Raw genomic sequence first — 9,093 nt, 5'->3', positions numbered from 1 at the left:
GATGTTCTCCTTCATGCCAGACACGATAAACATGTAAACAAGCAAATTAGGTACTATAATTCCATAGAGCCAAAATGAAAATACATTTTTATTATTAACAGTGTTAATCCCCTTTTCCACCTCACATATTGCAGTTGGCAAGGATGTGTGCATGCCTACACCTTTCGGTCATATTGCCTGGTTTTCCTATCATAATCCAAACTGGCTATGTGATTTTAACGCAAATATCCAATCTATGGAGGCAGAATTATGTATAATTACAAATGGGATATCTATGCGAGATAAATATGTCTACATATATAATCATACTGGGATTTTATCTAAGTCGCGTCTGGATGTCTATCAAAATTTCGGACAGATAGCAAGAGTGGGACTGGGTAGAGTTATTGTTACAAATCAATAATACATCTTTAAAATAAAAAAATATTTAATTAAAGTTCTGTTCCTTACCGTATCATTCATATTGTATGGGCAGAATTCGAAAGGTCAGAATATACCTTTAAACAATGCTTTGGAAACTACATATCGCAATTTCCTGCAAAATGCTACTCCGAAGTGGAGGGGGCAGATACAAAAAAAGAGATTTTTATCTTATTGACTATTACAACCTTTACGGATTCAATATTCAAATGATAAAAGGTTGGAAAAAACTATATGTTGAAAACGAAAAGTTCAAAGGAGGAAAAATGCATATAGGCTTTCCGAATATCTTGGTGATAAACGGTGATACCTTATTCATTATGATATCACAGCTCCAGTGTAATAAAGACCATACGTGCGCTTTTTGTGACGACTTTGTATCATCCTTTCATATCAATAATAGCTTCAAAGAACTAAAACTATCTCAAAAGGAAATAACTTATAAATATCAAATAGCAAAAGACAAAGGGGGCCTTCTTCTGCTTGATAGTGTTTACAATAAGGCAATAAGAGCAGGGATAGATAGTCTGATAGGTAATGGAATTCTCCGGCAGAACATTTATACTAACAGTAACTATTTTCCTTTTTGGATGATAGGTTCTATACTTTATCCCCAAGAGAATATCATAGAAGAAAGTAAATGTGAGAAACATCTGAATTCTGGACATTATATTATAGGTTGGCCGTTTCTTACAATAGAAAAAGGACATGTAGCCGTTTCCATGTATTGTGTCAACAAGCAGTGGGGCGAAAAAAGGCTTATAGCCCGAGTTGAATATGTCTTTGACGACAAGGCTTATCGCTAGAAAGCTGTCGAAGAGCAGGAAGTCTTGCATTAGAATTTGAGATATTAGTAATAACAGATGTGATGGTGACTTCTTCTATTATATAATGACAAGTATTTGTCTAAGTACACAACAGAACGTTATAAACGCTATATAGACGAGGCTATTAAATACTCAGAAAAATAATTGAACTATGAAATATATATATTGTATTATATTCTTGTGTGTGTGCCCATCGTGTATTTGGGGACAAGGCTTTACAGATAAATATAAAGTATTAAACGAGGAAAATTTAGAATCTTTCTTCGCTGACTGGTGTAACTGGTCAAAAGAGTATAATCGCAAGAAAGAAAAAGATTCACTCTTTGTTCTAAATGAAAAAATCTTAAAGTATATCATACGTAAATATGAATGTGAAAAAGAAACAGAGAAAAAGCGTTTGACATCAGAGCTCAATCGTTTGGAGCATAGTCTGTCAAAGGTTTCTAATGCTAAGATAGATTCAATCAAAAAGGAGTTGGACTATTTAGAGAAAGAGAATGCCGCAACAGAATATCTCTGTTGTCCAGACTCTATTCCTATTTTTGTTTACTCCCAACCATTTGAACTAAAAGAAAAATCTCGCCAAGAAGTAAAACAAAAGCATTATTGTAAAGTTTATATACTTAAAAAATATAAAAAAACACTTATTCTTACAGACAGGATTCAGCGTCTACTTGAAGACTTTTGTGGAGGAGTTAGCAGATTTGATACAAAAAACATGTCTTACCTTCCTGTTAAACCAAGAAATGAGAAAGCTGTAAAAGCTATAAAAAAATTTATTCCTGTGTATTTTAAGCCAAACGGATGGTCTTTTATCTCCTGTCCTTATATATATGCGATATTGATATATCCTAACATAAAACGTTTTTATGTAAGTAAGACAGTTGATACAACTTATGAGCTTTCAGTCCCACATGGCAAGTTTCATGAACATAGGATAGTAATATCTTTAGACGAAATATGGGATTAGGTTATTTATCATTTAAATATACAATGAGGTTTATCAATGGCTATCAGCCATATAAGTCCGACGGCAAGGAGTTTGACCCGATGCACGGTCTCAACACCTACGACTATGGCGCGCGGCAGTACAATCCCATCCTGCCACGCTGGGACAGGATAGACCCGTTGGCGGAGAAGTATTATAATGTAAGTCCGTATACGTATTGCGCAAATAACCCTGTACGGTTCGTAGACCTTGATGGGAAAGAGCTATATATGACATTAAAGGTAATCTATTAGGAATAACAACAGAAGGGTTTCGAGGCAAGCTCATGATATATACAGGAAATCAGAAGATAGACTGGGGCAAACATTCCTTGAATGATGATTTTAATAATGCAAATAGTGAATATTTTATTCCAGACTTACAATTATATGACAACTTTGTATACACAAATAAATGCAGTGGCAGTTTTTTCTCTAATATAATGACAAGTATAGCTGTAGAGTCGGATGGATTTATATTAGCAGAGAATGGAAAACCTCTAACTAGAGGAACATTTTCTATTGATAAGTTATACAATAGAAGAATAACCTATAAAGAGAATATAGAAGACTGCGACGGGAATGAAGGAAACTTTGGAACATTAAGGAAAGTTGATGATCGAGGGAACTTTGTCTGTGCACAGATTAATACAACGAGTAGTTCGTTAGAAAGCTATGATGGTACTGTTGAGAATTTTCAATGTAGTATATTAGTACATGAATGGTACAATCATGGCGTATTGGGAATAACAGGAAAAAATCATAATCAAATTTATAATAATATTAAAAAAAATGATTTGTTTAAATATACAACACCACGTTATAAATTTTATATAGATTATATGATTCAGAAAACAGCCCAAGATAATTGAACATATTGTAACTTATGAAAAAAACATGTATTTTTGTACTTGCATTTCTGCTATCATTGTCTATCTGCGGGCAGAATTTCACCAAGAAGTACACGGAACTGAATAATAACAATCTGAACATGTTCTTTCACGACTGGCACGTTTGGTCGCAAGAGCATACACATGAGATAATGTCCGATTCGTTGTCTGTGTGGTATAATGCCATATCGGAGTATGTTGCAAGGGAATACAAGGAAGAAAAAAACACAGAAACAAAACGGCTGATGACAAAACTCGCTTCTGTGCGGAACGGAAAGTATAAACACTCCATGGCTGTGGAAGATTCTATTAACAATGCCCTAATGTGTTGGAAAAAGGAAAATGCCCCGACAGAATACCTTTGCTGTCCAGACTCCGTCGCCATTTTCGTCTACAAAACAGCCATCTGCCAGACCGATGATACCCCTTCTACGTATGAATCAAAGAATTATAGAGTTTTTGCTCCCAAGACATTCCGAAAAGTCCTTTTTCTCACAAAAGAAGTTCGACGTCTTTTGGAAACATTTTGTGGAGGGCTCAGTCAGTTTGACCCAAAGACAGGCAGCTACCTTCCGTACACGCCCATAAATATAAAAGGAATAGAAATGCTGAGAAAGAAGATTCCCGTAGACCATAAGGGAACGGGCTGGTCGTTCCTGTCGCGTCCTTACGTTTACAGAATAGACCTATATCCCAACATGAGACGTGTCTATGTAAGCAAGACCGCGGATACGACCTATGAATTATCGATGCCATACGGTAAAATCCACAGAAACGATATGTTAAAATCTGCAGAAACTATATGGGATTAGATACAGACAAGCAAACGGAAGACAATTGCAGGATAAGGACATATCCATATACAAGACAGGGAGAGATGATAAAAGGATTGTTACTCCTTGGAACAATATCTTTCCTTATATATAGTTAGTAAAGGAGAAGCATGAAAGTAAAAGCCCATGACAGATCTATTTATGGAAAGAAATAGTAATCTCACCACAGGTCAGCCGTACAGCGGCAAGGAGCTTGACCCGATGCACGGTCTCAACACCTACGACTATGGCGCGCGGCAGTACAATCCCATCCTGCCACGCTGGGACAGGATAGACCCTCTGGCGGAAAAGTATTATAATGTCAGCCCGTATACGTATTGTGCAAATAATCCTGTAAAATTTATTGATCCTAATGGAAAAGATAATATTGAATTTTTCCCAATGAACAACGATGGGATACATGATAATGTCAGTCTTATAGACTATGCTATCCAGTTTCCTTGGAAATCTGGTCGGATTGATGTCTTTGCTCATGGCAATCCCATGAGTATATCTTTCGTCATTGCTACCAAGGCAAGTAATATTCTCCTAACAAATATAGAGGAACTTGCTCAATATAATGAACTTACAACTACACAATGGGACTTAACGTTAAATACAGAAAAAAATAATCAGCTAGACCCTAAAGATGTTGAAATATTCAAAGCGTTATTAAGTCAATCGTCAGAATGGGACAAAAAACCTTCACAAATTGTACTTCATTCTTGTGGAACTGGTGCTGAAATGTTAACTAAAGAAGAAGCTACGCAATTTATGGGAGTGCCTCAGGATAAAGGTATAACGTTAGGAACAAATATTGCCAAGGAATTATCAAGAAATTTAAAAGATATTGAAATTATAGCACCATCCAGCTTTGTTGGACCTGAAAGAAATTGGATTTTTACGAATGATGTTACAGGCGAAAGAATTAACAATAATGGCCATTGGAATGTATATTTTAATGGAGAAAAAGTGAGAGAAATGAAAGCGAATCAGATTTGGGATGATGCAATAATAAACCAATAATGATAAATATTTAAAGAGTGCAAAATGTGGACACAATATATAATAACTGCTGTTCTTCTTATCAAGTTACTATTTGGAAACGTCTTGTTTTGTTATTCACAAAACAGCCTGAGTCCTGTGAGTATTGGTAATATGAGATACGTTGAAAGGTTAACACACTTTTTCGGGAAAGGAAATATTACAGTCTACGCCACCTATACAGAGAATAACGTCAGAGGATTCTATTATGTTGATAGTCTCAAGTGCCTTACGAATTTTGAAGGACAATGGCATGATGATGACAAGCAACTAACTGTTACGCATCAAAGAAGCATGTTTATTGCAGACTCACTTGGTAATCAGATTGGCTCTCTTTACCACATGGCAGTCCGGGCATCTTCTTCCGCAAGCAACAATAAGATGAAAGCACCGTTTTGTCTATTTATAGATAAAGGGAAAGCTGCCTTTTGCTATGAGAACAAAAGCAATCAAACCGCCCTCTGCCAACAGCTGATAAATATATCAGATAAACTATACACCTCCATAGACCACCACTCTATCGAGAGAATCTCCAAATCTTCCCATAAAATGAATAAGTTACGAAGTCTTTTTATTAAAGAATTGTCTAAAGATGCTTTGACTGGGGAGATGCTTGAATTTGCAAAACAATTATATAGCGAGCCCTATCAACATGAGTATAATACATATAGCCGTATCGTGTACATAATTCTGATTAGTTGCAGTGTGATAATTGTCGGTGGTTGCATATTGATTTTAAGAAGAAATGGAAGATAGAAACAAATATATGGGTATCACCAACATCGCTTATGATAACAACAATCCTGTACGGATTCAGTTTGACAACGGCAAAGGGAAAAATCTCCTCCTTCCCCAAGTTGTTGAATCTGCATTGTCTCTTAAAAACTATTATAGAAATGCAAATCTATATTCAGCCAGAAATAAACAAATTGGGTATGGTAATGTAAATTATTATACTCTAACTAATAGTGAACCATATTCTCTGCAAAAAATAGTTCAACGGACTTATGAAAAGTGAATTGATTTTCCTTCTATTTTTCCTTATAAGGCTCAACATATATTCACAAAATGTTGCAACCTTTGAGATAGACAGCTTTTACCAAAATTATGGAAGAGTTTATCTTGCCATGCAGAACGTCTTAGGCGAGGAACGCACATGCAATCTGACATTACTGAAAGGTGTTAGGCTTATCATAGAACGTTACGTAGATATTATGAGAAACATACACAGGATAAAAGTTAGACCAAAAGGATATATTTCAAGATTTGAACAAAGACAGATTCGGTCGTATCTTCAAACCCACCAAATGAGACTTTATTTGTCTTTGTTTAAGGATTCTGGAGTTTTAGAAGACTTTCTAAATAGTTATGTTATGGAGATTTTAAAAAGAAAAATATCAAGTGATTCCTATTGTCATTACACAAAATGAATTATTTTGGAAAAGAGTTGAGAAATGGTTAGATGTCAAATGATATTGATATGTTACGAAGAATAAACTCTACTAATAGTTTAAGGAGAAAACGCTCCTTTGTCGGGAAGTATGACAAGTGGATGGACAACAGCATGGAGAAAACTTCCTGACGGTTGACTCCATGGACTATAATTCCTGTATGACAGGGAAAGTCCCGTGTTTAATAAACACACAATATATAGCCCAACAGAAATAAGACAATACGTACAATGAAAAAGATATTCATACTAATAATCATTACTCTGACTTTTATTTTATGCCGAAATAGGACGGAGAACCGAGCTTTCTGTCCTGCGGTGGATAATCTAGTGTCGGAGTTTATCAAAAAATCACCTCAAGCACCTATTATATTCCTGACCTTCTCAAATCTGAACGGAAAGGACATATTGTTCATGTCTGACGGATATGTATACGACAAGAGAAAAGTAGACTATTTTCTTAAACGAGATGGAAGATTAATAATTGTCTATTCTACTGATTACAGAAGTCGGGAAGATTTCTTTTGTAAAGATAGTATGACAGTCTTCCGAGACACGATAGTCGGTTATATGGGACAATGCGGAGAGGGAAAATATCTATATGAGTCCAATCATATGTCAAAGACTGAAACTTATCAACTAATCAGACGAGACTCTATTATGAAGGGAGTACCTAAACCATCCTCAAAATATCGTGCAAAGGACAATAACGTCATATTGTCAGTGGAGGCTAACCACATCATCAATGCTTATATCAATAGTCATTCTGCCGTATTATATTTGTTGAAATTCAAGGAAATAAATGGATATACATATATGGGGCTAGTTAATGCCCAATTTTATGACATGGAAGGCTTTGATGGCTATTTCTTCAGAAATAATCATATAGTGGCGGTCTTTAATTCTTCTGATTCAAACAGCTTGATAGGAAATGGACTTGTCAGGGACAGAATAAAAGGGATTAAGCAGGCTCCCTTATACTTAGACTGGCTAATAAATAAGCCAATATGTTATTGTATGGAAAAGAACGGGAGGATGAGGAAGGTTAGGAAACCAAGTATCCTTTACGAAGTGTTCATCAGATGAAGGAACTATTGTATAATAGTGTGAATAAAAATGGATGAGAATAACCTTTAAGGGAGTTGGTTCTCAACTTCCGAGTGATGAAAACGATCCTGAACATAATAATTTTACTACAAAAGTAATTCAAAGGTCATATCAAGCACTTCCTTGGTATAAAAAGATTTTAATGATTTTAATAATTATTTAGAAAGACAAAGTTACAAAAAATGATGAAACGTATATATAAGCCCATACTAATATTATTCAGTATTATAATCATAATATTGTCTTACACAACCCTGTATTTCGTTGTTCAATATAAAACTTTTGCAAGGCTATATGCCTCGTTAAAGATGAAGACCCAGCTTCCCTTTGGTGGAATCTCAAGTGATAGTCCATCCACGACATTTAATTTGGTAAAGAAAGAGGAGATCATGATGACAGATTCATTTCCTGTAGATATAGAAAAGAAACATCCCAATGGTATGATTTCCGAGATTGATGCCATTACTGCAACAAGGATTGCGGAAGCATATCTATATCCTCAATATGGAAATAGTATCTTATCATTCCGTCCTTACCGTGTCTATTCTAAAAATAACGTTTGGGTGGTTTATAGTTTTTGGGGGACGGCAGATTTCTATCAAATATATTTAGAAATTAATAAAAAGAATGGGGCTATAGAGCAATGTTTAAGAACTGCGGCATCTATGCATTGATAAACAAGGAGTTAAGTGCTGTTGAGAAGTATTAATGATAGCAGCAGCCAGCTGTGGCAGAATCAGGATTATGCACAGCAGTGGGGCTACAAGTTCAGCTATGACGGGCTGAACTGCCTGACCAGTGCAGCATACGGGGAGACCGAGTCGCTGACCAGTGCCATGGGCAACTATAACGAGCAGCTGACTTACGATGGTGACGGGAATATCCTGACGTTGCAGCGCAGCGAACTGAAGTAGAACGGCCAGTACGGTCTGATAGATGACCTCTCCATAAGTTATCAAGGCCCTCAACTCTCACATGTGCAGGACAAGGCGGCAGTACAATCCCATCCTGCCACGCTGGGACAGGATAGACCCGTTGGCGGAGAAGTATTATAATGTCAGCCCGTATACTTACTGTGAAGATAATCCCATACGTTATATAGATCCCAACGGCAAAGAAAAACATGATGGAGTCGGCGAAAAAAATAACAACAACAAGAAATTACATATAATGGCAAAAGAAATACAAGATGACCTTAATGCTATCGTGATTGTAGCCACGGAGTCGCTGACAACAAAGGTTCAATTAATAGTTTCAATTTTAAAACATATAATAAGAAAAAGAATGTGTGGGAAAACCATTATATTTCAAATGGAAAGGATTTTGATAAATTATTAACTTCAATCTCCCCTTTATGGCGTAATTATAAAGCAGTCAAGTCACCATCTCCGAAGATTGTCCTGTTTGCTTGTGGAACAAATAAAGTCGCAGAAAGAATATCTCAAACAGAGTCTTTTAACGGTATTGATATTATAGCACCAAATGATAATGTTTTAGCATGGCCACAAAATGGTTATTTACCAATTGTTGGCCACCAAGTGAAAATATCAACAGAT

General features: G+C 35.9%; 14 protein-coding genes. All 14 read left to right on the top strand.

The features are described 5' to 3' along the window. The first annotated feature begins 506 nt into the window (after window positions 1-506). A complete protein-coding gene (locus JCM15908_RS13905; RefSeq protein WP_148295592.1) occupies window positions 507-1,226 on the top strand; it encodes a hypothetical protein in 720 nt (239 codons plus the stop codon). Window positions 1,227-1,398: 172 nt separating this feature from the next. Further along, entirely contained in the window at window positions 1,399-2,217 is an 819-nt protein-coding gene (locus JCM15908_RS11085; protein ID WP_025003378.1) for a hypothetical protein, read from the top strand. 23 nt (window positions 2,218-2,240) lie between these two features. Next, window positions 2,241-2,489 carry an RHS repeat-associated core domain-containing protein gene (locus tag JCM15908_RS11080; RefSeq protein WP_306303729.1) on the top strand — a complete coding sequence of 83 codons (249 nt, stop codon included), beginning with the start codon at window positions 2,241-2,243 and terminating at the stop codon, window positions 2,487-2,489. 32 nt (window positions 2,490-2,521) lie between these two features. Further along, window positions 2,522-3,106, top strand: coding sequence for a hypothetical protein (locus tag JCM15908_RS11075; RefSeq protein WP_025003376.1), 585 nt, complete (start codon window positions 2,522-2,524; stop codon window positions 3,104-3,106). A 14-nt stretch (window positions 3,107-3,120) separates the two neighbouring features. Further along, window positions 3,121-3,936 carry a hypothetical protein gene (locus JCM15908_RS11070; protein ID WP_025003375.1) on the top strand — a complete coding sequence of 272 codons (816 nt, stop codon included), beginning with the start codon at window positions 3,121-3,123 and terminating at the stop codon, window positions 3,934-3,936. A gap of 147 nt (window positions 3,937-4,083) precedes the next feature. Further along, the gene (locus JCM15908_RS11065; protein ID WP_025003374.1) at window positions 4,084-4,962 is read left to right on the top strand and encodes an RHS repeat domain-containing protein; all 879 of its coding nucleotides are present in this window, start codon (window positions 4,084-4,086) and stop codon (window positions 4,960-4,962) included. 117 nt (window positions 4,963-5,079) lie between these two features. Continuing rightward, the gene (locus JCM15908_RS11060; protein ID WP_148295591.1) at window positions 5,080-5,736 is read left to right on the top strand and encodes a hypothetical protein; all 657 of its coding nucleotides are present in this window, start codon (window positions 5,080-5,082) and stop codon (window positions 5,734-5,736) included. Continuing rightward, window positions 5,726-5,998, top strand: a complete 273-nt coding sequence (locus tag JCM15908_RS11055) for a hypothetical protein (RefSeq protein ID WP_025003372.1) — start codon at window positions 5,726-5,728, stop codon at window positions 5,996-5,998. Before JCM15908_RS11060 ends, JCM15908_RS11055 begins: the two co-directional genes overlap by 11 nt. Further along, on the top strand, window positions 5,988-6,410 hold the full coding sequence (locus tag JCM15908_RS11050; RefSeq protein WP_025003371.1) for a hypothetical protein: 423 nt from the start codon (window positions 5,988-5,990) through the stop codon (window positions 6,408-6,410). The genes JCM15908_RS11055 and JCM15908_RS11050 overlap by 11 nt, the downstream gene beginning before the upstream one ends. A gap of 680 nt (window positions 6,411-7,090) precedes the next feature. Next, entirely contained in the window at window positions 7,091-7,516 is a 426-nt protein-coding gene (locus tag JCM15908_RS14705) for a hypothetical protein (protein ID WP_148295590.1), read from the top strand. Window positions 7,517-7,845: 329 nt separating this feature from the next. Further along, the gene (locus JCM15908_RS11040; protein ID WP_159101341.1) at window positions 7,846-8,211 is read left to right on the top strand and encodes an NTF2 fold immunity protein; all 366 of its coding nucleotides are present in this window, start codon (window positions 7,846-7,848) and stop codon (window positions 8,209-8,211) included. 21 nt (window positions 8,212-8,232) lie between these two features. Next, window positions 8,233-8,451 carry a hypothetical protein gene (locus JCM15908_RS11035; RefSeq protein WP_148295589.1) on the top strand — a complete coding sequence of 73 codons (219 nt, stop codon included), beginning with the start codon at window positions 8,233-8,235 and terminating at the stop codon, window positions 8,449-8,451. Window positions 8,452-8,512: 61 nt separating this feature from the next. After that, window positions 8,513-8,875 carry an RHS repeat-associated core domain-containing protein gene (locus JCM15908_RS11030; protein WP_025003367.1) on the top strand — a complete coding sequence of 121 codons (363 nt, stop codon included), beginning with the start codon at window positions 8,513-8,515 and terminating at the stop codon, window positions 8,873-8,875. Further along, window positions 8,824-9,093: hypothetical protein (locus tag JCM15908_RS14935; RefSeq protein WP_148295588.1), on the top strand; the 270-nt coding region annotated here is incomplete at its 3' end. The genes JCM15908_RS11030 and JCM15908_RS14935, both read left to right, overlap by 52 nt.

It is taken from the genome of Prevotella dentasini JCM 15908 (assembly GCF_000614065.1).
Lineage (GTDB): Bacteria > Bacteroidota > Bacteroidia > Bacteroidales > Bacteroidaceae > Prevotella > Prevotella dentasini.
Note: the sequence above shows the minus strand (reverse complement) of the source record. Positions and strands in the feature narration are given on the sequence as shown.